This is a genomic window from Methyloversatilis sp. MC4-4, from assembly GCF_049843555.1.
Classification (GTDB): Bacteria; Pseudomonadota; Gammaproteobacteria; order Burkholderiales; family Rhodocyclaceae; genus Methyloversatilis; species Methyloversatilis discipulorum_B.
Genome location: NZ_JBBHZK010000003.1, coordinates 84,707 through 106,267, shown reverse-complemented (window position 1 = coordinate 106,267; position 21,561 = coordinate 84,707). Strand labels below are relative to the sequence as shown.

Below are 21,561 nucleotides of genomic sequence, written 5' to 3'. Positions count from 1 at the left end.
CATGAACAACGCCCTCGGCTGGATCGGTATCTTCCGCCTCGGTCTGGTGCAGACCGCGCTCGGCGCCATCGTCGTGCTGACCACGTCGACGCTGAACCGCGTCATGGTGGTCGAACTGGCCTTGCCGGCCATGCTGCCGGGCGTTCTGGTGGCGCTGCATTACGCGGTGCAGATGCTGCGGCCACGCCTCGGGCACGGGTCGGATCTGGGCGGGCGGCGCACGCCGTGGATCATCGGCGGCATGGCGGTGCTGGCCGCCGGCGGCACGCTGGCCGCGCTCGCCACCGTGCTGATGGCCGATCACTTCGTCGCCGGTGTCGCCTTGGCGGTGCTTGCCTTCGCACTGATAGGCGTCGGTGTCGGCGCCGCCGGCACCTCGCTGCTGGTGCTGCTCGCCAAGCGCGTGGACGACGGCCGCCGTGCGGCCGCCGCCACCATCGTCTGGATGATGATGATCCTCGGCTTCGCCGTCACGGCCGGCATCACCGGCAAGCTGCTCGATCCTTTCTCCGGCGAGCGGTTGTTGCAGGTCGTTGCGGGCACCTCGGTCTGCGCCTTCATGCTGGCGCTCGTCGCCGTGCGCGGCGTCGAGGGCGCCGGCCCCGCTGCGAACACGGTGTCGACGGGGCTGCCGCACTCTCCTCTTCAGCGCACCCCATTCCGCGCTGCGCTTGCCCAGGTCTGGGGCGAGTCGCATGCGCGGCTTTTTACACTGTTCGTCTTCGTGTCCATGCTCGCCTACAGCGCGCAGGACCTGATACTCGAACCCTTTGCCGGCACCGTGTTCGACTATTCGCCCGGGCAGTCGACCCAGCTGTCGGGCCTGCAGCACGGCGGCGTGTTCGCCGGCATGCTGCTGGTGGCGCTGACCGGCACCGTGTTCGGCGGCCGGCAGATCGGCTCGCTGCGACTGTGGATCATCGGCGGCTGCATCGCCTCGGCCTGCGCGCTGTCAGGTCTGACCGCCGCCGGCTTCAGCGGCCAGGGCTGGCCCTTGCGCGAAACCGTGTTCCTGCTTGGCGTTTCCAATGGCGCGTTCGCGGTGGCCGCAATCGCGTCGATGATGCGCCTGGCCGGCCAGGGCGGCGCCGGCCGCGAGGGCGTGCGCATGGGTCTGTGGGGCGCGGCGCAGGCGATCGCTTTCGCGCTGGGCGGATTCGCCGGCACCGTCGCGGTCGATCTGACACGTGCCCTGATCGTCGAACCGGGCGTCGCCTATGCGCTGGTGTTCGCTGGCGAGGCGCTGCTGTTCATCGTATCGGCCGCCATGGCGATGCGGATTTCCGGCCTGCAGCCGGCGACCGTGGCGGCGCGTGCGCCGGCCGCGCCGTTGCCGCTGATGCCGCGCGCGGAAGGAGAGGCCTGATCATGGAAAGCTACGATGTGGTGGTGGTCGGCGGCGGGCCTGCCGGGGCCACCGCGGCGACCGATCTGGCGCGACGCGGCTACGCGGTGCTGCTGCTCGATCGCGGCGGGCGAATCAAGCCCTGCGGCGGCGCGATACCGCCGAAGGCGATCGAGGAGTTCCGCATTCCGGATGAACTGCTGGTCGCCCGTGCCCGTTCGGCACGCATGGTGGCGCCCAGCGGGCGCGCGGTCGACATGCCGATCGACGGCGGTTTCGTCGGCATGGTCGATCGCGAGCAGTTCGACGAATACCTGCGCGAACGGGCCGGACTCGCCGGCGCGCATCGGCGCAGCGGGAGCTTTCAGCGGGTGAGCCGCGACGGTGCCGGCTCGGCCGTCGTGCATTACCGCGTCGGCGAGCAGGGCGAGCGCTGCGTGCGCGCCCGCGCCATCATCGGCGCCGACGGTGCGCTGTCGGCGGTCGGCCGGCAGTGTGTGCCGGGCGCCGACCAGGTGCCCTGCGTGTTCGCCTACCACGAGATCGTGCGCGCGCCGCAGACCGGTTTCGACGGCAGCCGCTGCGATGTCTATTACCAGGGCCGGCTGTCGCCCGATTTCTACGGCTGGGTGTTCCCGCACGGCGACACGGTCAGCGTCGGCGTCGGCTCGGCGCGCAAGGGCTTCTCGATACGCGGCGGCGTCAGCGCCTTGCGCGACAGTGCCGGCCTCGGCACAGCCGGCACCGTTCGCAGGGAAGGCGCGCCGATTCCGATGCGCCCGCTGCAGCGCTGGGACAATGGCCGCGACGTGGTGCTGGCCGGCGACGCGGCTGGCGTCGTCGCGCCGGCGTCCGGCGAAGGCATCTACTACGCGCTCAGTGGCGGCCGGCTGGCGGCCGAGGCGGTCGACGCCTATCTGGTCACCGGCGATGCGCGCGCGCTGAGGCTGGCGCGCAAGCGTTTCATGAAGGCGCACGGCCGGGTGTTCATGGTGCTCGGCATCATGCAGCGCTTCTGGTACGCGAGCGACAAGCGGCGCGAACGCTTCGTCAGCATCTGCCGCGATCCCGACGTGCAGCAGCTCACCTGGCAGGCCTACATGCACAAGCGGCTGGTCCGTGCGCGGCCGCTGGCGCACATGCGCATCTTCTTCAAGGACCTTGCGCACCTCTGCGGCATCGTGTCGCCATGAATGCCCGGACGGCCACGCGCTGGAAGCCGGTGGCCGTCGCTGCACTTGCCGCGCTTGCGGTGGCCGGCCTGGGCGGTGCAATGACCGATCTGAGCGACTGGTACCGCGCGCTCGCCAAACCCGCCTGGCAGCCGCCGGACTGGGCTTTCGGGCCGGCCTGGACCCTCATCTTCGGCCTTGCCGCCGCCGCCGGCGTGCTCGGCTGGCGCCATGCGCCGGACGCGCGAGGGCGTCGGCAGATGCTGGCGATGTTCGCCGCAAACGGCGGCCTGAACGTGCTCTGGAGTGCGCTGTTCTTCCATCTGCGCCGTCCCGACTGGGCGCTGGCCGAAGTCGTGCTGCTTTGGCTGTCGGTGGTGTTCCTGATGGTCCGCCTGCGACCATGGTCCGCACGTGCGGCCGCGCTGTTGCTGCCGTATGCGGTGTGGGTCGCGTTTGCGGCAGCGCTGAATCTGTCCATCGTCCGCCTGAACGCCCCCTTTGGCTGACGCGCCGCACTTTTTGACGCCGGTCACGTGTGCCGGCAAGCGACTTGCCGTAGCATGCAGGCGTTAAACTCAAGCAATTGAAGGCGTTGTCGCGATCGCGCCGTCGGCAGTCCGGTGATCGGCGGGTGTGCGCCCGTTGAATTGCGCTCACCGGGCTCTCCCGAACCACGCGGCAGCGCATGTCCCGGTCCAGGCCGGGCCCGAAATTTGCAGCAGGGCGGCCTCGTACCTCTCCGTCCTGCTTACCAGGCCCATGCCGTGAACAAGCTACCGAACGATCCAGGAGACCTGAGCGCCTTCTCCGATGTGGCCCCGGAGTTGGCCGACATGCTCGTGTCGGTCGCCAGCGACATCGCGCTGGTGATCGATGAAAAGGGCGTCATCCGCAGCGTCGCGCTGGGCGGCACCGAGCCGGTCAGCGCCGCAGCCGGCGAATGGCTGGGCCGCCAGTGGATAGACACGGTGACGCCGGACACCCGCCGCAAGGTCGAGGACCTGCTGAACGAGGCGGCCGAGTCGGGCGTTTCGCGCACCCGCCACATCAATCACCCGTCGCTCGCCGGCAGCGATCTGCCGGTGGCCTACACCGCGGTGCGCCTCGGCCATGGCGGCCCGCTGCTGGTGGTCGGACGCGACCTGCGCGCCGTCTCGGCGATGCAGCAGCGGCTGGTCGACGCCCAGCAATCGATGGAACGCGACTACTGGCGCATGCGGCAGGCGGAAACCCGCTACCGCCTGCTGTTCCAGATCGCCACCGACGCGGTGCTGGTGGTGGACGCCGACACGCTGCGCATCGTCGACGCGAACCGTGCCGCCGGCCGCCTGTTCGGCGGTACGGTGCAGGACATGCCCGGCCGCCAGGCCGGCTACGCGCTGGCGCCGTCCTCGCTGCCCGTACTGGAAGAGCTGCTGGGCACGGTGCGGGTGTCCGAGCGCCCGGGCGACGCGATGCTCGACCTGGCGTCGGGCGGCCGCATCCACGCGTGGGTGTCCTTGTTCCGCGACGAAGGCAGCACGCTGCTGTTGATGCGTGCCTGGCCCGAAGGCGGGCAGATACCGCCGGCGGTCGACGATGCGATGCTGCCGGAACTGGTGCGTCTGACACCCGATGCGGTCGCCTTCACCGACGAACAGGGGGTGTTGCTGAGCGCCAATCCCGCTTTCGTCGAGCTGGTGCAGGGCGTCGACATGGCGTCGCTGCGTGGCCGCTCGATGGCGGAATGGCTGTCCGGCGAGAGCGACGGACTGGGTGCCCTGATCGCAGCGGTACGGCAGAGCGGCACGCTGCGTCTGGCGACGCGTCTGCGCAACGAGCGCGGGCACGACGTCGATGTTGAACTGTCGGCTGTGCTGATCCATAACGGAGACTCGAACACCATCGGTCTCATCATCCGCGCAGTGCAGCCGCGCGGTCCCGGCGTGGGGGTCAGGGGTCGCATGCACTGAGCGTGTCGCGCAAAGTGAACGATCCTCTCTACAGTCCGCCCTTCGGTCAGGCCGACCTGACCAACTGCGAGCGCGAACTCATCCACCTTGCCGGCTCGATACAGCCGCACGGCGTGCTGCTGGTCGTCCGTGAATCCGACCTGCAGGTGCTGCAGGCCAGCCTGAATACCGAACAGTGGCTGGGCGTGCAGCACGCGGCGGTGGTCGAGGCGCCGCTGCCGGCGCTCGGTGGCGACCTGGCGGCGCGTGTGCGCGAACTGGGCCGGACGCTGACCGAACTCGAACTGACGCCTTTCCACTGCAGCACCGGCCACGGCGGGCTGTTGCGGCATTTCGAGGGCATGGCGCATCGCGGGCAGTCCGGCACGCTGATCGTCGAACTCGAGACCGCCGGGCCGCCGGCCGAGGACGTCGCAGCCCAGGCCCTGCTGGCGACGGCGGTGCGACGCTTCAGCGAGGCGATGAGCGTCGATGCACTGGCCGACACTGCGGTGCAGTCGATACGCGAACTGACCCGTTACGACCGCGTGATGGTGTATCGCTTCGACGCCGACGGCCATGGCGAGATCGTCGCCGAGGCGCGCGACGACCGGCTCGACACCCTGCTCGGTCACCGCTATCCGGCAACCGACATTCCGCAGCGCGCCCGCGATCTCTACCTGCGCAACCGGGTGCGCGTGCTGGTCGATGCGCGCTACCTGCCGGTCGCCGTCGAACCGCGCCGGCTGCCGCACGGCGGCGAAGAGCTGGACATGTCGATGTGCCACCTGCGCAGCATGTCGCCGCTGCACATCCAGTACCTGCGCAACATGGGCGTGACCGCCACGCTGGTGGTGTCGCTGGTGCGCGAGGGGCGGCTGTGGGGGCTGATCGCCTGTCATCACTATTCGCCGCGGCGCATCCATTACGCACAGCGCGCCGCCGTCGACGTGCTGGCGGAGGTGATGTCGACGCGCATCGCGGCGATCGAGAACTATGTGCGCACCCAGGTCGACGTGCTGGTGCGGCGCATGGAACTGCGGCTGATCGAGGCGACGTCGACCGAGGGCGACTGGCGTGCGGCGCTGATGCGCAACGCGCGCACCCTGCTGCAGCCGATGGACGCTAGCGGTGTCGCGCTGCTGCACGACGGCGAACTGCTGACCGCTGGCGAGGTGCCGTCCACCGAGTCGGTGCGCGCGCTGGCCGGCTGGGTCTCCGGCGAAATGAAGCAGATGCTGTTCAGCTGCGCCTCGGTCGAGCGCGCCAACCCGGCGCTGGCCTACCTGACGCCGGGGGTGTGCGGCGTGCTGGCGATCGATCTGTCGACGCGGGGCCGCAATCTGCTGATGTGGTTCCGGCGCGAGCAGCGTGCCAAGCTGACCTGGGCCGGCGACCCGGCGAAGCCCATGGTCGACAACGATCCGCTGACCTTGTCGCCACGACGCTCCTTCGAGGCGTGGTCGGAAATCGTGCGCGGCACCGCGGCACCGTGGTCGCGCGCCGATCTGGCGCTGGCGCGCGCGATCGGCGCCTCGCTGCGCGACGTGATCATGCAGACGCAGGCGGTGCGCCTGCTCATCGCCCAGCACCAGCTTGAAAAATTTCGCACCGCCGTCGACGAGTCGCCGGAGCCGCTGCTGGTTGCCGACGGCGACGGCCGCATCCTGTTTCCCAGTCCGGCGCTCGCCGGCATCCTGCCGGGCGGCTGCCGGCAGCCGGTGAATTTCGACGAACTGGCGGCGCTGTTCGAAGATCAGGCCTCTGTGCGCGATGTGTTGAGGTCGCTGCGCGAAGGACGTGTGTCGTGGCGTGGCGAGTGGCGGATGAGCGGTGGCATTGCGCTGGGCGTGCGCGCCGACGTCGTGCCGGGCCCGCGCGATGCCGTACTCGGTTGCATCCTGATGTTCACCGACCTCACCGATGCGAAGCGCACCGAGGCGGCGCGTCGCCATCTCGAACAGTCGCTGACGATGACCGGTCAGGCCGATGCGCAGCTGACCACGCGCGAGGCGCGCGGCCTGCCCGACGAAGTGATGGGCGCCATCCTGGCCAATGCGAGCGTGGCGGCGATGGAGCTGACCGACACCACGGCGTCGATCCCGGTCGCTACGCTGATCGAGGAACTGGAGGCATCGGCGACGCGCGCCGCGGCGGTCTATGCCCGCCTGCGCGAATTCAACCGCCCACTCTGAGCGTGGCGGCGTCGCCGGCCGGCAGCGCCTCGAAAATGTCCACGTGACGCAGGAAGGCGGCTTCGGCTTCACGTGCGATGTCCGCCCGCGTGGCGTCGTCGCGCGACGGACCGTCGAGTGCGGCGCGCAGTCGTGCGCTGAGTTCGGCCGGCGCATGGGCACCGAAGCGGTAGAAGCGGGTGCCGGTTTCGCCGTCCAGCGCGAAGCACCGTGCGACGATGCGCTGCAGGATCTGTCCGCCCTGCAGATCGCCGAGGTAGCGCACATACACGTGCGCGAGCAGCAGTTCCGGCCGGCGCGCCGACAGTTCGCTCAGGCGCGCCGCGTAGTCCGCTGCCGCGTCGACCAGCGGCAGCGCGTCCGCCCAGCCGTCGCCATGCAGTGTGGCCAGGTCGGCTTCCAACGCCGCGCAGCGCGGCAATCCTTCGATGTCGAGTCCGGCCAGGCCGGGGTGCGCCGCGTGCCGCGCCAGCGCGGCTTCCAGATCGCGGTAGATCGGGTGCAGGTTGCGCAGCAGGATGCAGTAGGCGGTCAGCCCGAGTTCGCCGCGCAGCAGCGCCGGCATCGGGCCGCTGCGCTCGACCTGCGTGTGATGTGCTGCGGTTACCTGTCTGAGGCGCTGCGACAGCGGGGGCTGTTCGGTGGCGTGCATGGGGAAGGGTGCGTCGGCCTGTCAGTCGTGTACGGTGTGCAGATGCGGCAGCGTGCTGCCGATCTCAGCGTGGAGCGCTCGCATGTCCGACCTGTTGGCGAATGGTGTGTTGATCGACCTGATCATGATAGGGGTTTTGTTCGAAGCGGCGGCACTGGCGCTGCTGCATCGCCGGCGCGGTCTGGGCTTCGCGCCGGGCCGCTGGCTGCCGACGCTGGCCGCCGGCCTGTGCCTGATGCTGGCCCTGCGCGCAGCCCTCACCGGCGGCGGCGCGACCCAGGTGCTGTTCTGGCTGGCGGCGTCCGGCGTGTCGCACGGCTGCGATCTGTACCTGCGCCGACCGCGGGCGCCGTGATCGACTGCAGTCTCATCGCCGACTTCCGGTAGCATCCGCCGCGCGATCCATGCCGTAAGGATCGACCCCGACAACACTCACAGGATTTCGCCATGGCCGGAGCCAGCCTTCTCGCACTGATCGACGACATCGCCAGCGTACTGGACGATGTGTCCGTCCTGACCAAGGTCGCCGCCAAGAAGACGGCAGGCGTGCTCGGCGACGACCTCGCGCTGAACGCGCAGCAGGTGGCCGGCGTCAAGGCCGACCGCGAACTGCCGGTGGTGTGGGCGGTGGCCATGGGTTCGGTGCGCAACAAGCTCATCCTGGTGCCGGCGGCGCTCGCCATCAGCGCCTTCGTGCCGGCGGCGGTGACGCCGCTGCTGATGATGGGCGGGCTCTTCCTCTGTTACGAAGGCGTCGAGAAGCTGGCGCACAAATTCCTGCACGGCGCCGACGAAGACGCCGCGCACCGCGCCGAGCACCTGAAGGCACTGGCCGACGAACAGATCGATCTGGTCGCGCTGGAGAAGGAAAAGGTGAAGGGCGCCATCCGCACCGATTTCATCCTGTCGGCCGAAATCATTGCCATCACGCTGGGCACCGTGGCCGACGCGCCTTTCGGCACCCAGGTCGCCGTGCTGGCGGGCATTGCCGCCATCATGACGGTCGGCGTGTACGGACTGGTGGCGGGCATCGTCAAGCTGGACGACGCCGGTCTCTACCTGAGCCGCACCGCCTCCGGCGCGACGCGTGCGCTCGGTCGCGGCATCCTCGCGCTGGCGCCGTGGTTGATGAAGGCTTTGTCGGTGGCCGGCACCGCCGCCATGTTCCTGGTTGGCGGCGGCATCTTGACACACGGCATTCCGGCGCTGCACGACCGGATACATCATCTGTCGGAGGCGGTGGGTTCGGTGTGGGGCGTGCTGCTGCCCTTCGTCGCCGACGCACTGACCGGCGTCGTCGCCGGCGCGATCACGCTGGCCGTTGTGCTCGGCGTCAAGAAGCTGCGCGGCAGCGCGGCCGCCTGACCCGGCGCGACTCAGCCGGCTGGGCTTAGATCCGTCTTCAGCGCGCCGCGGTCGTCGAACACGACGCAGTTGCCGTGCCAGTGGGCGCCGCCCACTTCCTCGAAATAGCGCAGGATGCCGCCTTCGAGCTGCCACACCTTGTTGAAACCGGCCTTCTTCATCAAGGGTGCGGCCTTTTCGCAGCGGATGCCGCCGGTGCAGAAGGTGACGATGGGGGTGTCCTTCAGGTCGGCGTATTGTTCGAGCGCGGCCGGGAACTGACCGAAGCTGTCGACGCCCGGATCAAGCGCATTGTCGAAGCTGCCCTGCTCGACTTCCCAGCGGTTGCGTGTGTCAATGATGACGAAGGGCCGCCCTTCGTCGTACCAGCGCTTCAGTTCGGCCGGCGGCAGATAGGGCGCTGGCGTCTCGGTCGGGTCGAAGTCCGGCGCACCGACGGTGACGATTTCCTTCTTCAGACGCACGCGCAGCCGCTTGAAGGGCAGCGTGTCCGACCTGCTCCACTTCACGTCGAGCGCGGCGAAGCGAGGGTCCTGCCCGAGGTTGGCGAAGAAGTCGCGCAGATCGGCTTCGCGGCCGGCGAGGAAGATGTTGATGCCTTCGCTGGCCAGCAGCACGGTGCCGAGCAGCTGGCGTGACTGCGCCGCGTCGTGGATGCGTGTGCGCAGCGCTTCGCGGTCGTCGAGGCGGACGAAGCGGTAGGCGGCGGTGTTGGCGTAACGGGTCATGCGCGGTGTCCGGAGATCAGCGCTCAAGTATACCTGTCGCTTCGTCCGTCCCCGGCTGCGCTCAGCCCAGTGCCTTCATCAGGTTGAAGGCACTGAGGCCGCTGATCAGCGTACCGACCAGCACCAGCAGCGCACGCGCCGGCAGCGCGCGGCACAGGAAGGCGGCCAGTGGCGCGGCGAACATGCCGCCGGCAACCAGGCCGGCCACGGTGGCCCACGGGGCGGCGTCGATGAAGATGACGAAGGCGCCGGCGCTGGCGATGGCGATGAAGAACTCGGCGAAATTCACCGAACCGATGGTGCGGCGCGGGTCCTGACCGGCGCCGACCAGGCTGGTCGTGACGACCGGCCCCCAGCCGCCGCCACCGGCCGCGTCGACGAAACCGCCGAACAGCGCCAGCTTGGCGACGTGTTTCGGCTCCTGTGCCGGCTTGCGGCGATGGCGCCAAGCCTTGGCCAGCACGTAGATGCCCATCACCAGCAGATAGCCGGAAATCCACGGCTTGAGCGCTGCGCCGTCGAATTTCGTCACCACCAGCGCGCCGAGTACGCCGCCGATCACGCCCGGTATCAGCAGCTTGAGCATCAGCTTGCGGTCGACGTTGCCGAGCCGCAGATGCGACAGGCCGGACAGGCCGGTGGTGAAGATTTCGGCGATGTGTACGCTGGCACTGGCCACCGCGGGCGAGGCGCCGGTGCCGAGCAGGAAGGTGGTGGCGGAAATGCCGTAGGCCATGCCGAGCGCGCCGTCGATGCTCTGCGCGATGAAGCCGACGGCGGCCGCCTTCAGGAATTCGTCCGAGGTGACGACGCCGATGACGATGTCCAGTGCCGCCGACGGGTCGCCCAGAGGCAGGCCGCGCGCGAGCAGGATGGCGGCCAGGCCGAACAGCGTGAAGCCCATGAACCAGCTGGCGACGGTGGCCAGCGGGTGCGCCTGCGCGCGGTCGATCACCTGCTCGACCGGCGGCAGGCCGAGTGCTTCGTGGGCTTGTCCGACCTCGGTGGGCCGGGTGTCGATGTGGCGGATCTTCACTGCGCGTCGCTCGATATCTCAGGGAGCGCGCAGTCTAGTCAGCAATGCTTATTCAAAAAAGTGATATTTAGTTCTATAGATATCACTCAATTTTCTTTTGTTGGGCGGTGCGGGCGCGCGATCGGCTAGCGGTAAGGCCGCCGCCAGTAGCCCCAGGGGTAGGCGGGGTAGTAGGGGTAGCCGTACATCCACATGCGGTCGCGTTCGCGCATCGCCTCGCGCATGCGCTCGGTCTCGATCAGCGTCTGCTGCATGTAGTCGATCACCTCGTCCGACACGCCGTCCTCGCGCAGCTTCGCCAGCTGAGAGGCCTTGAGCGGGTAGAGCGCGCGGCTCTCCTCCAGCCGCTGGATGATTTCCGCCGGCGGGATGCCGTCCTTCGACATCTGCACGATTTCGTCGGTGGTCGGCGCCGGCGGAAGTGGCGGCGCGGTGACGCAGCCGCCGAGCGTCAGGGCGAGGCCGGCGAGCAGCAGGCTGCGGCGCAGGGTCAGCGTGTACATGCGACTCTCCATATCGGGTCTGTGTGTCAGAGTCGTTCGACTGCGTCGGAGTTCGACGCGTCGTCGAACAGGCGCGACCAAATGGCACGGATGGCCGTGCGCTCGGCCACCACCTCGTCCTTCGGCACCCGGGCTTTCGGCGCATCGTTCAGCCGCAGGCCGTGCTGCAGGTGGCGCAGGCGGCGGTAGGCGTTGCCGGCGGCGACCGCGTCGAGCGCGGGCAGCAGGCCGACCTCCGAGGCGATGCGCAGCAGCGCGATATTGCCGAGGTTGCCGGTCAGCTCAGGATGCGCACCCGAATGGGCCAGCACCATGTACTGCACGGCGAACTCGAGGTCGATCAGACCGCCGGCGTCGTGCTTGATGTCGAACAGTTCGGACTTGTTGGCGTGGCCGTCCATCATCTTCTGCCGCATGTCCAGCACTTCGCGGCGCAGCGCGGCGACGTCGCGCGGCTGCGTCAGCAGGTCGCGGCGGATCGCCTCGAACTGCTCGCCGACCGCGGCGTCGCCGGCGCAGAAGCGGGCGCGCGTCAGCGCCTGGTGCTCCCACACCCAGGCCGACTTCTGCTGATAGTCGCGGAAGGCCTCGATCGAACTGACCAGCAGGCCGGACTCGCCATTCGGCCGCAGCCGGGTGTCGGTTTCGAACAGGATGCCGGCGCTGGTATGGCTGGACAGCCAGGTGAGCATGCGCTGCGCCAGTCGCGCATAGGTTTCAGGCGCCGACTCGTGCGGGTCGTCGAACAGGAAGATGACGTCGAGGTCGGAGGCGTAGCCCAGCTCCTTGCCGCCCAGCTTGCCGTAGGCGATGACCGCGAAGCGCGGCGTGTCGCAGTGGCGACGGGTGAGCTTGCGCCAGCACATGTCCAGCGTGATGCGCAGCATGGCGTCGGCCAGCGCCGAGAGGTGGTCGGACAGGCGCTCGACCGACAGCTCGCCGGCCAGGTCGCGCGCCAGCAGCCGGAACACCTGGGCGTGGTGGGCGTCGCGCATGGTGTCCATCTGCCGCTCGGTGTCGTCGCCCAGCTCGTCCAGTTGCTGGCGCAGCGCCTGCTCGAAGGCCGGCCAGTCGGGTTCGGCGGTGAGCAGGCGGGCGTCCAGCAGTTCGTCGAGCAGGATGGGATGGCGCACCAGATAGTTCGCCGCCCAGCTCGACGCGCCGATCAGCCGCGCCACCTGGCTCAGCGCCTGTGGAAACTCGGCCAGCAGCGCCAGATAGGCAGCCCGCCGGCTGATGGTTTCCAGCAGGTCGAGGCCGCGCAGCGCGGTGGCCGTGGGTTGCGGCGTGTCGCGACAGGCTTCGAGCAGCTTGGGTACCAGCGCGTCGACGCGGGTGCGCGAGCTGTCGGGCAACTGGCGGTAGCGGCTGCCCGACTTGAAGGCGGACAGGCGGCGCGCCAGTTGTTCGGTGTCGTCGAAGCCCATGCCGTCGAGCGCGCTGTGGCAGTCATCGCACGGCGCGCTGTCCTGACCGATGTCCTGCCAGACGGCACGCGGCGTCGGCGTCGAGCTCTCCTGCGCGCCGAATACGGCGTCGAAATGGCGGCTCACGTGGCCGCGGTGGTGGTCCAGTTCGTCCAGCAGCGCGGCGTAATCGCCGAAGCCCATGGCCGAGGCGACCAGCGCCTGGTCCTCGGCGCTGGCCGGCAGCTTGTGCGTCTGCGCGTCCTCGACGTACTGCAGGCGGTGTTCGAGCCGGCGCAGGAAGACGTAGGCGGACTGCAGCTGTTCGACCGCGTCCTCGCCCAGCACGCCGCGCATCGCCAGCCGGTCAAGCACCTTCTGCGTCGGCCGGATCTGCAGCGCGCTCTCGCGGCCGCCGCGTATCAGCTGGAACACCTGGGCGATGAATTCGATCTCGCGGATGCCGCCGGGGCCGAGCTTGATGTTGTCCGCCATGTCGCGGCGCGCCACCTCGCGGCGGATCTGCGCGTGCAGGTCGCGCATCGCGTTGATCGCGCCGAAATCGAGGTATTTGCGGAACACGAAAGGCTTGCGCAGCGATTCCAGTTCGTCATTGACGCCGCCGGTCAGCGCACGCGCCTTGATCCAGGCGTAGCGCTCCCATTCGCGGCCCTGGGTGACGAAGTAGTTCTCCAGCATGTCGAAGCTGCAGGCCAGCGGGCCGGAATCACCATTCGGGCGCAGCCGCATGTCGACGCGGAACACGAAGCCGTCGGCGGTCACGTCGGCCAGCAGCTCGATCACCTTGCGGCCGAGCCGCGTGAAAAAGTCGAAGTTGTCGATGCGCTTGCCCGGCCCGGTCGGCGTTTCGCCGTCGGTTTCGCCCGATTCCGGATAGACGAAGATGAAATCGACGTCGGAACTGACGTTCAGCTCGCGCCCGCCCAGCTTGCCCATGCCGATGCAGATGAAGGGCTGCACGGCATGGTCCGCCTCGCCGCGCGGTTCGCCGAAGCGCTCGACCAGCGCGGCGCGCGCCTGATCGACCGCCACCCGCACCGTCTGTTCAGCCAGCAGCGTCATGCCCTCGGTCACCTCGTCCAGATCGGCCAGACCCGCCAGATCGCGCACGATCAGGTGGGCCATGGTGCGGGCACGCAGCCGGCGCAGCGCCGACTTCAGCGCCGCCTCGTCGCCGTGTCCGAACGGCGTCTGCGTCAGCCATTCGCCGAGCAGGGCCGCGCTGATCTGGGCCTGCAGCGTGCTGCCCAGCGCATCTTCCAGCGCCGGCCGCGCGTCCAGCAGGCGGGCGAGGTAGCGGCTGTGGCGGCGGGCGTGGGCGATGGCGGCGGGGGCGTCCATGTCAGGCTTTCTCGTATGAAGATGGCGATTATGCAAAAAACCGCGGTGCGGGCCGGCATGTAAGCATGGCCTTACAAAGCGCGACAGCGCCTGCGTTGCGGGTAAACTCCCGCATCGTTCCATAAATACAGTCATCGCCGGTTTGACTGCCCGCAAATCTTGTCCGACTCCGCCCACGCTGAACTCGCCGCCGCGGTCGCCACCGTCCGCGCGGCAGCGGCCCGCCCCATGTGGCGCCGTATCGCCGGGCGGCTGTTCGACGCGGCGCTTGTCGCCTACGTCGTCGTCGCCTGCATCGTGCTGGTCGCTCGCCACTGGGTGCTGCCCGAGGTGGACCAGCACCGCGCGCGCATCGAACAGGCGCTCGGCGACGCACTGCAGCGCCAGGTGCGCATCGACAGCCTGAGTGCCGACTGGAGCGGCCTGCATCCGCAGCTGTCGCTGCGCGGCCTGACCCTGCTCGACGAAGCGGGCCAGCCGGCGCTGCGGCTGGAACAGGTCGAAGCGGCGCTCGGCTTTTCGTCGCTGGTGCGCGGCGAGCTGCATCTGCACCGGCTCGACATCAACGGCCCCGACCTCTGGATACGACGCGAGGCCGACGGCCGCTTCTTCGTCGCCGGTCTGGAAATAAGGCAGGACGGCGAGCGGGGCGGCTTCATGCGCTGGCTGCTGTCGCAGGGCCAGATCAATATCCGCGGCGCGCGGCTGGAGTGGGACGACGCGCTGCGCGAGACGGCGCCGCCGCTGCAGCTCACCCAGGTCGATTTCCGCCTCGACAATTCCGGGCGCGACCATCGCTTCGGCCTGTCGGCACGGCCGCCGAGCGAGCTGGCGCAGCGACTGGACATCCGCGGCGACGTGACGCTGCCCGACCGCGAGGACTGGCGCAGCGCGTCGGGCGAACTGTTCGTGTCGCTCGAAGGCGCCGACATGGCGGTCTGGCAGACCTGGGTCGATTACCCGCTCGAACTGTCGCAGGGGCGTGGTGCGGCGCGTGCATGGACGCGTTTCGACGGTGCCCGGCTGGCCGAGGTGACTGGCGAACTGGCGCTGGCCGACGTGCGGCTGCGTCTGGCGCCCGATCTGCCGCTGCTCGATCTGGTCAGCCTGTCCGGCCGCGTCAGCGCCGAACAACTGAGCCAGGAGCGCGTCGTCGCCTCGGCCCGTCAGCTGCAACTGGCGACCCGCGACGGACTGCGTGTGCAGCCGACCAGCATCGATCTGCGCTGGCAGGCGGCGGCCGGCAATGAGGTGGAGCGTGGCGAACTGTCGGCCAGCGCGCTCGATCTCGACGCGCTGACCCGGCTGTCGGCCTACCTTCCGCTGCCGGACCCGGTGCGCGACCGGCTGCAGCGCCACGCGGCGCAGGGCGTCGTGCATGAACTCGACGGGGGCTGGACCGGTCCGCTGTCGGCGCCGACCGCCTTCCGCGTCAGCGCGCGACTGGAGCGCGTCGGTCTGCGCGCCGACGGCGCACTGCCCGGGGTCAGCGGGCTGAGCGGTCGCATCGAGGGCAGCGACGTGCGCGGCAGCGTGCAGATCGACGCGCCGGAGCTGGTGCTCGACCTGCCGGCGGTGTTCCCGCAGCCGGAAATTCCGTTCTCGCAGTTCAAGGCACGCGCCGGCTGGGCGCGCAGCGACGGCGAAACCGAGGTGGTGATCGAATCGCTCGCCTTCCGCAACGACGACGTGCAGGGTCAGGCGCGCGGGCGCTACCGCACGGCGGGCAACACGGCCGGCGAGATCGACATCGAAGCCAAACTGCTCGACGGCGATGCGCGGGCGGTGTGGCGCTATCTGCCGCTGGACATCGGTCCCGATACGCGCGACTGGCTGCGCACTGCGCTGACCGCGGGGCGCGCGCCGGAGGCGACGCTGAAGCTGCGCGGCCGGCTCGACGATTTCCCGTTCGACCGTGGCCAGCCGGGCATCTTCCAGGTGAAGGTGAAGGCCGAGGACGTGACCGTCGACTTCGGCCCGAGTTGGCCGCCGCTGACCGGCCTGCGCGCCGATGTGCTGTTCGAGGGGCCGCGCATGCTCATCACTTCGCGCGACGGCCGCATCATGAACACGAAGCTGGGCCCGACCACGGCCGAGATTCCCGATCTCGACGCGGCCGAGGAGCTGCTGCTGGTGAAGGGCTCGACCAGCGGTGCGACCGCCGATTTCCTGCGCTACATCGACGCCAGCCCGGTGGCCGAACGCATCGACGGCTTCACCTCGACCATGCGCGCCGAGGGCAACGGCAAGCTGGCAATCGCACTCACCATCCCGCTGCGCCATTCGAAGGACACCAAGGTCGAGGGCGAGTACAGCTTCACCGCCAACAAGCTCGTACTGGACAGCACGCTGCCGCCGCTGACCGACGCGTCAGGCAAGGTGGCCTTCACCGACAGCACCCTGTCTATCCGCAGCGCCCAGGCCAGCGTGCTCGGCTTTCCGATGACACTGGATGTCGGCACCGGCGGCGGTGGCACGGTCAATGTAGACGTGCGCGGCCGCGCCTCGATGGAGGCGCTGCGCGCCCAGTTCGGCCAGCCGTGGATGGCGGCGCTGTCCGGCGTCGCCGGCTGGCAGGCGCGGCTGGGTGTGCGTCGCAACGGCAGCGACATGACGCTGGAGGCCGACCTGTCACAGATCGCCTCGACCCTTCCGGCCCCGTTCGGCAAGGCCGCGGGCGAAGCGCTGGCGCTGAAGGTCGAGCGCATCGGCAGTCTCGACGCGCGCGAAGCGGCACGTCGAGGCCTGCCTGCACTGGGTGCCGAGCGCGAACTGCTGCGGATCGACGCGGGCCGGATGGGCAGCGCCGATATCGTCCGCCGCTCGACGCCGGGTGGCTGGGTGCTGGATCGAGGTGCGGTCGGTCTGCCACAGATGCCCGCCTTGCCCGATCAGGGGCTGGCGCTGGCCCTGACCACCGAAACGGTCGATCTCGATGCGCTGCGCCGTGCCTTTGCCGCGCCCGCGCAGCCGGGTGCGCCGGCGGCCGACGCCCTGCCGGTGTCGAGGGTGAAGCTCGACGCGAAGAATCTGCGTCTGTCCGGGCACTGGCTGGAGGCGGTGAAGATCGACGCGACGCGGCGCGGCGAGGTGTGGGATATCGACCTTGCCAGCACCCAGGCACGCGGCCGCGTGAGCTGGAGCGAACAGGGCAAGGGTCAGGTGAAGGCGCGTTTCGAGCAGCTACGCATCGACACGGAGGACGAGGCGGGCGCCCAGGTCAGCAGCGTCGAGCCGGACGAGGAACTGGACGAATTGCCGGCGCTGGACATCGAGGCCGAGCGCTTCGTGCTCGACGGGCGCAACCTGGGCCGGCTCGAGCTGCAGGCCAGCAACGAGCGCCGTGCCTGGCTGATCAACCGCCTCGCACTGACCATGCCCGAGGGCAGTTTCGTCGCCAGCGGTGCATGGGGGCGCGCGCTGGCTGGCTTGCGCGGAACGCGCGAGACCCGGCTCGATTTCGTCATCGACAGCGAGGACGCCGGCAAGCTGCTCGATCGCCTCGGTCATGCCGGCGCCCTGCGCCGCGGTACCGCCGGCATGAAGGGCATGCTGCGCTGGCAGGGCAGCCCGCTGTCGATCGACTACCCGTCGCTGTCCGGATCGTTCGAGCTGAAGGCGAGCAACGGCCAGTTCAGCAAGATCAACCCGGGCGCCGGTCGCCTGCTCGGCATCCTCAGCCTGCAGTCGCTGCCGCGGCGCATCACGCTGGATTTCCGCGACGTGTTCAGCGAGGGTTTCGCCTTCGATCGCATCGAAGGAACGGTGGCGGTCGAGCGTGGCATCATGAACACCGACAATCTCGAACTGGCCGGGCCGGCCGCGCGCGTGCAGATCAGTGGCAGTGCCAACATCGCCGCCGAAACCCAGAACCTGACGGTGAACGTCCAGCCGGCGCTGAGCGACAGCGTGTCGGTCGGCGCGCTGATCGCCAATCCGGCGGTCGGTGTGGCGACCTATCTGGCGCAGAAGGTACTGAAGGACCCGCTCGGGCAGATCTTCTCCTTCCGCTACGCGGTCACCGGTTCATGGGAGGATCCGCTGGTGGCCAAGCTGTCGACGGCGCCGGCGGCCGAATGAGCCTGTCATCCGATTGAAAGGTGCGTCATGAACACTACGACCAAGACCCGCGTTGCTGCCGTGCAGATGGTGTCCGGCCCGGTGGTGGCGGACAACCTGCGGGAAGCGGGGCACTGGATTGCCGAGGCGGCCCGTCAGGGCGCGCAGCTGGTGGCGCTGCCGGAGTACTTTCCGCTGATTTCCGGCGACGAGGCGGACAAGATAGGCATACGCGAATCAGAGGGCGAAGGCCCGATCCAGCGTTTCCTGTCCGACTGCGCGCGCCGGCACGGCATCTGGCTGATCGGCGGCTCGGTGCCGCTGGTGGCGGATGCCGCGAACAAGGTCCGCAATACCTGCCTGGCCTACGGTCCGGACGGGAGCCAGGTGGCCCGTTACGACAAGGTCCATCTGTTCGCCTTCACCCGTGGCGCCGAGAACTACGACGAGGCGCGGACGATCGAAGCCGGCCATCAGCCGGTATCGATCGAGACCCCTTTCGGCCGGGTCGGGCTGTCGATCTGCTACGACCTGCGCTTTCCGGAGTATTTCCGCGCGCTGGGCGACATGAAGCTGCTGGTGCTCGGTGCCGCCTTCACCGAAACCACCGGTCGGGCGCACTGGGAACTGCTGCTGCGCGCCCGCGCGGTGGAGAACCAGTGCTACGTACTGGCGGCGGCGCAGGGCGGCGTGCACCCGTCCGGCCGGCGCACCTGGGGTGACTCGATGCTGATCGACCCGTGGGGCAATGTGATCAATCGCCTGGCGCGCGGCCCGGGCGTGGTCGTAGGTGATCTGGATTCGGACTATCTTGTTGAAATAAGGCAGAATCTTCCAGCCTTGGGCCACCGGCGCATCGCTTGCTGAGGTCTCCTCGAATGAATGACCAAACCACTCGCAATCCGTCGAAATTTCCGCACACGCTTGCGGAAGTGACGGTCATGGACGTCGAACGGCTGCGCTCGATGTGCATCGAGCAGGAGGACATTCCGGGTACGCGCGAAATGGCGCAGCAGAAGGACAAGTTCCGCGTGCGCCTGCTGAGCAGCGACAACGAGAAGCGCGAAGGCACCAGCCTGCTGATCGAGAAGATGTACTCGTGGCGCGGCTATCACACGAAGAAGCAGATCGACGAGGCGCCCAACCGCATTACCCTTGTAGCCGAGTTCGACGGCCACATCTACGGCACCATCACGGTCAATCTCGACTCCGACACCGGTCTGTCGGCGGACGAGACCTATCCGGACGTGATGCACGCCCTGCGCGACGAAGGTCGCAAGGTGTGCGAGTTCGGCAAGTTCGCGGTCGAGCAGTCGGTGCGCTCGAAGCGGCTGATGGGCACGCTGTTCCACCTGATGTGCATCTACGCCTTCCGCATCCAGGACTGCGACGATGTGCTGATCGAGGTGAACCCGCGCCACCGCGCCTTCTACGAGAAATATCTCGACTTCGTTCCGGCCGCCGAGGAGCGCATGTGCAAGCGCGTCGGCGCGCCGGCCATCCTGCTGCGGCTGACGCGCGAGCTGTATCGCAGCCGCGTCGATGAACTGGGTGGCCGCTGGCGTGATCTGAAGGAAGAGAAATCGATGTACAAGTACTTCTTCCCGCGCCAGGAAGAGGACGCCATCGCCGAACGCCTGGGGCGTCCGGCGCGCAACTGAACCAGGACTGATGCATTCATGACCACCGGCTCCACCGTCAAGACCCGCGAACCGATGGCGCTCACCGGCGCCGACCTGATGGGCACCGCGCGTGCCACGCTGCTCGCCCCCTTCGATCTCGACCGCGGCGAACTCGACCGCGTGTTCGGGCTGCTTGGCGGCCATCGCATCGACTACGCCGATCTCTACTTCCAGCACCAGTGCAGCGAGGCCTGGAGCCTGGAAGAGGGCATCGTCAAGTCCGGCAGCTTCAACATCGAACAGGGCGTCGGCGTACGCGCAATCCAGGGCGAGAAGACGGCCTTCGCCTATTCCGACGAGATCAGCCTGCCGGCGCTCGAAGCGGCGGCCCGCGCGACACGCGCGATCGCCTCGCAGGGGCAGAGCCTGAGCGCACGCACGGTGACCTCGGCCTCGCCGGTGCCGCTGTATTCGTCGCGCAATCCGCACGCCTCGCTCAGTGACACCGACAAGGTGAAGCTGCTCGAACGGCTCGAAAGCTACGCCCGCGCCGAGGACAGTCGCGTCACCCAGGTGATGGCGCACATCGCCGGCACGCACGAGGTGGTGATGGTGATGCGCAGCGACGGCCACATGGCCGCCGACGTGCGCCCGCTGGTGCGGGTGTCGGTCACCGTCATCATGCAGGACGGCGATCGCCGCGAGCAGGGCTCCAGTGGCGGCGGCGGCCGTTTCGACTACGGCTATTTCACTGATGCGGTGCTGCGCGACTACGCGGCGAAGGCGGTGCATCAGGCACGCGTCAATCTCGACGCCCGCCCGGCGCCGGCCGGCACGATGAGCGTGGTGCTCGGCCCGGGCTGGCCCGGCATCCTGCTGCACGAGGCGATCGGCCACGGTCTGGAAGGCGATTTCAACCGCAAGGGCAGTTCCGCTTTCGCCGGCCGCATCGGCCAGCAGGTCGCGTCGCGCGGCGTCACCGTGGTCGACGATGGCACGCTGCCGAACCGCCGCGGCTCGCTGACCGTGGACGACGAAGGCAACCCGACCCGCTGCACCACGCTGATCGAGGACGGCATCCTGGTCGGCTACATGCAGGACAGCCTGAACGCCCGCCTGATGGGCGTGGCGCCGACCGGCAACGGCCGCCGCGAAAGCTTCGCCCATCTGCCGATGCCGCGCATGACCAACACCTACATGCTGAACGGCGACCGCGAGCCGGAAGAGATCATCCGCTCGGTCAAGAAGGGCCTGTATGCGGTCAATTTCGGCGGCGGCCAGGTCGACATCACCAGCGGCAAGTTCGTGTTCTCGGGCGCCGAGGTGTACATGATCGAGAACGGTCGCGTGACCTACCCGGTCAAGGGTGCGACGCTGATCGGCAACGGCCCGGACGCGCTGACCCGCGTGTCGATGATCGGCAACGACATGGCGCTGGACAGCGGCGTCGGCACCTGCGGCAAGGAAGGGCAGAGCGTGCCGGTCGGCGTCGGTCAGCCGACGCTGCGCATCGACGGACTGACCGTTGGAGGCACGGCCTGACGGTCAGTCGCAGCAGCATGCCTACCTGGTTGAGACGCTGGTTCCCGACGCGCGAGCAGATCCTCTCCTCGCGCGTCGTTGCGCCGTTCGCCCATCACCTGCGCGACGACAGTCTGTGGCACGCCAACCGCCACAGCGTCGCGAAGGCGGTGTCGATCGGCCTGTTCTTCGGGCTGATGATTCCATTCGCCCAGTTCCTGTTCGCCATCGCCACCGCGCTCTTCCTGCGTGCGCACGTCGCGATCAGCGCCGGCTGCACGCTGATCACCAATCCGTTCACCTTCCCGCCGATCTACTGGGCGGCCTACGAACTGGGCAGCTTCGTGCTGGCCAAGCCGGCATCGGTCAGCGAGTCGTCGCAGATCGAACAGAGTGCGGAAAAGATCGGCGAGCTGGCGACCGGCTGGCTCGAAGGTTTCTGGATCTGGCTCAGCGCGGCCGGCCTGCCGCTGGTGACCGGGCTGTTCATCATGGCCTGCAGCGCCTCGGTGATCGGCTATTTTGCGGTCCACCTGCTGTGGCGCGAGCGCCGCAACTGAGCCGGTCAGCATCCGCCTGAACGAAGGAAACCCCGCGCCGGGTTAGAATCCACCGCTTTGCAACGGCACACCTGCCGGCGCGGTACCGAACAACGTAGCCA

General features: G+C 68.8%; 17 protein-coding genes. 12 read left to right on the top strand and 5 right to left on the bottom strand.

Annotation, left to right across the window (positions count from 1 at the left end):
- The first annotated feature begins 1 nt into the window (after position 1).
- The 5 genes from WDZ97_RS13535 to WDZ97_RS13515 all read left to right on the top strand — a co-directional run bounded on the left by WDZ97_RS13535 (position 2) and on the right by WDZ97_RS13515 (position 6,646).
- Complete coding sequence (locus tag WDZ97_RS13535; protein WP_425763084.1) at positions 2-1,366, top strand: BCD family MFS transporter; 1,365 nt, start codon at positions 2-4, stop codon at positions 1,364-1,366.
- Positions 1,367-1,368: 2 nt separating this feature from the next.
- The gene (locus WDZ97_RS13530) at positions 1,369-2,538 is read left to right on the top strand and encodes a geranylgeranyl diphosphate reductase (RefSeq protein ID WP_425763083.1); all 1,170 of its coding nucleotides are present in this window, start codon (positions 1,369-1,371) and stop codon (positions 2,536-2,538) included.
- The gene (locus tag WDZ97_RS13525; RefSeq protein ID WP_304001803.1) at positions 2,535-3,026 is read left to right on the top strand and encodes a TspO/MBR family protein; all 492 of its coding nucleotides are present in this window, start codon (positions 2,535-2,537) and stop codon (positions 3,024-3,026) included. The genes WDZ97_RS13530 and WDZ97_RS13525 overlap by 4 nt, the downstream gene beginning before the upstream one ends.
- Before the next feature lie 258 nt (positions 3,027-3,284).
- Positions 3,285-4,472, top strand: coding sequence for a transcriptional regulator PpsR (gene ppsR, locus WDZ97_RS13520; RefSeq protein WP_425763082.1), 1,188 nt, complete (start codon positions 3,285-3,287; stop codon positions 4,470-4,472).
- A gap of 14 nt (positions 4,473-4,486) precedes the next feature.
- Positions 4,487-6,646: a GAF domain-containing protein gene (locus tag WDZ97_RS13515; protein ID WP_304001807.1), complete on the top strand. Its 2,160-nt coding sequence runs from the start codon at positions 4,487-4,489 to the stop codon at positions 6,644-6,646.
- On the opposite strand, the gene WDZ97_RS13510 is transcribed toward WDZ97_RS13515, so the two are convergent.
- Positions 6,630-7,298, bottom strand: a complete 669-nt coding sequence (locus WDZ97_RS13510; protein ID WP_425763081.1) for a heme oxygenase (biliverdin-producing) — start codon at positions 7,296-7,298, stop codon at positions 6,630-6,632. The genes WDZ97_RS13515 and WDZ97_RS13510 overlap by 17 nt on opposite strands.
- Before the next feature lie 82 nt (positions 7,299-7,380).
- Between WDZ97_RS13510 and WDZ97_RS13505 the strand changes: the two genes are divergently transcribed.
- Complete coding sequence (locus WDZ97_RS13505; protein ID WP_425763080.1) at positions 7,381-7,653, top strand: hypothetical protein; 273 nt, start codon at positions 7,381-7,383, stop codon at positions 7,651-7,653.
- A gap of 92 nt (positions 7,654-7,745) precedes the next feature.
- The gene (locus tag WDZ97_RS13500; protein ID WP_425763079.1) at positions 7,746-8,663 is read left to right on the top strand and encodes a DUF808 domain-containing protein; all 918 of its coding nucleotides are present in this window, start codon (positions 7,746-7,748) and stop codon (positions 8,661-8,663) included.
- 11 nt (positions 8,664-8,674) lie between these two features.
- Here the strand turns inward: WDZ97_RS13500 and WDZ97_RS13495 are convergent, their stop codons facing one another.
- The 4 genes from WDZ97_RS13495 to glnE all read right to left on the bottom strand — a co-directional run bounded on the left by WDZ97_RS13495 (position 8,675) and on the right by glnE (position 13,698).
- Positions 8,675-9,391 carry a rhodanese-related sulfurtransferase gene (locus WDZ97_RS13495; protein ID WP_425763078.1) on the bottom strand — a complete coding sequence of 239 codons (717 nt, stop codon included), beginning with the start codon at positions 9,389-9,391 and terminating at the stop codon, positions 8,675-8,677.
- 61 nt (positions 9,392-9,452) lie between these two features.
- Positions 9,453-10,427, bottom strand: coding sequence for a sulfite exporter TauE/SafE family protein (locus WDZ97_RS13490; protein WP_425763077.1), 975 nt, complete (start codon positions 10,425-10,427; stop codon positions 9,453-9,455).
- A 125-nt stretch (positions 10,428-10,552) separates the two neighbouring features.
- Complete coding sequence (locus WDZ97_RS13485; RefSeq protein ID WP_304001819.1) at positions 10,553-10,930, bottom strand: hypothetical protein; 378 nt, start codon at positions 10,928-10,930, stop codon at positions 10,553-10,555.
- Positions 10,931-10,956: 26 nt separating this feature from the next.
- Positions 10,957-13,698 carry a bifunctional [glutamate--ammonia ligase]-adenylyl-L-tyrosine phosphorylase/[glutamate--ammonia-ligase] adenylyltransferase gene (gene glnE, locus WDZ97_RS13480; protein ID WP_425763076.1) on the bottom strand — a complete coding sequence of 914 codons (2,742 nt, stop codon included), beginning with the start codon at positions 13,696-13,698 and terminating at the stop codon, positions 10,957-10,959.
- 228 nt (positions 13,699-13,926) lie between these two features.
- On the opposite strand from glnE, the gene WDZ97_RS13475 reads away from it, so the two are divergent.
- From WDZ97_RS13475 to WDZ97_RS13455, 5 genes are read left to right on the top strand one after another with little or no spacing between them, the layout of a single operon-like run.
- Complete coding sequence (locus tag WDZ97_RS13475) at positions 13,927-17,778, top strand: YhdP family protein (RefSeq protein ID WP_425763075.1); 3,852 nt, start codon at positions 13,927-13,929, stop codon at positions 17,776-17,778.
- A 27-nt stretch (positions 17,779-17,805) separates the two neighbouring features.
- Positions 17,806-18,624, top strand: coding sequence for a carbon-nitrogen hydrolase family protein (locus WDZ97_RS13470; protein WP_425763074.1), 819 nt, complete (start codon positions 17,806-17,808; stop codon positions 18,622-18,624).
- Between the two features lie 11 nt (positions 18,625-18,635).
- Positions 18,636-19,418, top strand: a complete 783-nt coding sequence (locus WDZ97_RS13465; RefSeq protein WP_020165654.1) for a GNAT family N-acetyltransferase — start codon at positions 18,636-18,638, stop codon at positions 19,416-19,418.
- A gap of 18 nt (positions 19,419-19,436) precedes the next feature.
- The gene (gene tldD, locus WDZ97_RS13460; protein WP_425763073.1) at positions 19,437-20,921 is read left to right on the top strand and encodes a metalloprotease TldD; all 1,485 of its coding nucleotides are present in this window, start codon (positions 19,437-19,439) and stop codon (positions 20,919-20,921) included.
- 17 nt (positions 20,922-20,938) lie between these two features.
- Complete coding sequence (locus WDZ97_RS13455) at positions 20,939-21,460, top strand: DUF2062 domain-containing protein (RefSeq protein WP_425763072.1); 522 nt, start codon at positions 20,939-20,941, stop codon at positions 21,458-21,460.
- The last annotated feature ends 101 nt before the right edge of the window (positions 21,461-21,561 follow it).